The organism is Vibrio pacinii DSM 19139 (assembly GCF_000711795.1).
Classification (GTDB): Bacteria; Pseudomonadota; Gammaproteobacteria; order Enterobacterales; family Vibrionaceae; genus Vibrio; species Vibrio pacinii.
Genome location: NZ_JONH01000054.1, coordinates 1 through 1,405 on the forward strand (window position 1 = coordinate 1; position 1,405 = coordinate 1,405).

Annotated in this window: 3 protein-coding genes and 1 pseudogene; 3 read left to right on the plus strand and 1 reads right to left on the minus strand. The window is 40.4% G+C overall.

The annotated features are described in order from the left end of the window. Window positions 1-241: 241 nt before the first annotated feature. The 3 genes from BS19_RS14990 (at window position 242) to BS19_RS15000 (ending at window position 1,203) form a co-directional block, all read left to right on the plus strand. A complete protein-coding gene (locus BS19_RS14990) occupies window positions 242-508 on the plus strand; it encodes a BrnT family toxin (RefSeq protein ID WP_017049047.1) in 267 nt (88 codons plus the stop codon). After that, entirely contained in the window at window positions 495-737 is a 243-nt protein-coding gene (gene brnA, locus BS19_RS14995; protein ID WP_038176351.1) for a type II toxin-antitoxin system BrnA family antitoxin, read from the plus strand. The genes BS19_RS14990 and brnA overlap by 14 nt, the downstream gene beginning before the upstream one ends. Window positions 738-882: 145 nt before the next feature. Further along, on the plus strand, window positions 883-1,203 hold the full coding sequence (locus tag BS19_RS15000) for a DUF4144 family protein (RefSeq protein ID WP_038176352.1): 321 nt from the start codon (window positions 883-885) through the stop codon (window positions 1,201-1,203). Between the two features lie 118 nt (window positions 1,204-1,321). Here the strand turns inward: BS19_RS15000 and BS19_RS20015 are convergent. Next, window positions 1,322-1,405: pseudogene (locus BS19_RS20015) on the minus strand (type II toxin-antitoxin system RelE/ParE family toxin); the annotation flags it as partial.

Below are 1,405 nucleotides of genomic sequence, written 5' to 3' on the forward strand. Positions count from 1 at the left end.
ACGGTGTTGGCAAAGTGGAAATGAACTGGAAATCAGAGGTTTAGAATGGCAACTAACAAGGCGTTTAAGGCAGATTCGCAACGCTAGGCATTTTCGGTTTGCTTTGAAATTAGTGTTTACGGCACAATGGTTTAGGTTAGGTGGTAATGTTGCTCACTACTTAACGCAGCGTTAGCCGTTTCCACAATCATTAGCCAAAGTGCAAGTTGCAAAATGAGTAAAAAGGGTATAAGTTTTACTCATGGTAAAATTCGAATTCGATGAAAATAAAAGCAGGTCAAATTTTGAGAAACATGGAATTGATTTCTATACAGCTCAAGGTTTGTGGAATGACTCCGATCTTATCGAGATCCCTGCAAATACAAGTGATGAACCTCGATATTTGGTCATCGGTATGTTAAATGGTAAGCATTGGTCTGGCGTCATTACATACCGTGGATTAAAAATTAGGATCATTTCAGTCAGACGTTCACGTAAAGCGGAGGTGAACTTATATGAAAGCGCATGAGTTTGATGCCAAGTTTGAAAGTGACGATGACATTTTAGGTGATCTAGATTTATCTAAAGTTAAGCGTCCAATGCAAAAGCAGAAACGGGTAAATGTTGATTTCCCTGCATGGATGTTAGACTCACTAGATCGTGAGGCTAGTCGAGTCGGTGTTACACGACAGTCGATTATCAAGATTTGGCTAGCTGAAAGGCTTGAAAATGTAGCTCATCACCACACTTCAAACTAAACGGCTAACAAAGCATTTAAGACTGATTCCCAACGCTTGGCACTTTCGTCTCCGCGTTGGGTTTTGTGTTTACGGTGCTTTGGTTTTGGTTCGTTGGTAGCGTTGCTCACATCTTAATGCGGCGTTATGTTTACGGGATAGATAAATGATTTCTTGGCCATGTATTTTCAAGTTGGACGGCGACTCTGAGCTAATGTATTTAGGTTCTGAAGATCTGCTCAAAACTGAATTGGACGACTTAATTTGGGATACTTCAGACCGCCTTATAGACAGCGAAGGTTATTGCTATGTAGTTAAATCCGAAGGTGATAGCTACGTAATCGAGTCTGAAGATTTTCAGCTAAGTCTATTCGAGGTAACTCAGTTAATCCAAGAGCATGAGTTCTCAAAAGCTGAAGTTTGTCTTACAAAAATACAGTTCTCATCTATAGAAGAAGCCATCAGATCACTTTCATTAGAAATGTAAACATAACAAGCAATTCAAGCTGATTCGCAACGCTCGGCACTTTCGGTTTCAGCTAGTTTAGTGATTAAGGTGAAGTGTTCGGGTAAGGTGGCAGCGTTGCTCACAACTTAATTGGGCGTTATGCGCCAAAGATTGGGTTCACATCCATACTCTTATGCAAGATTCTGATGATCTGGATGTTTTGGCTACCAATTTGTTGATA

What these genes read in the sequence shown, in the direction of transcription:
- BS19_RS14990 (WP_017049047.1), top strand. Translation starts at nt 242, where the DNA reads ATGGTAAAATTCGAATTCGATGAAAATAAAAGCAGGTCAAATTTTGAG.
- brnA (WP_038176351.1), top strand. Translation starts at nt 495, where the DNA reads ATGAAAGCGCATGAGTTTGATGCCAAGTTTGAAAGTGACGATGACATT.
- BS19_RS15000 (WP_038176352.1), top strand. Translation starts at nt 883, where the DNA reads ATGATTTCTTGGCCATGTATTTTCAAGTTGGACGGCGACTCTGAGCTA.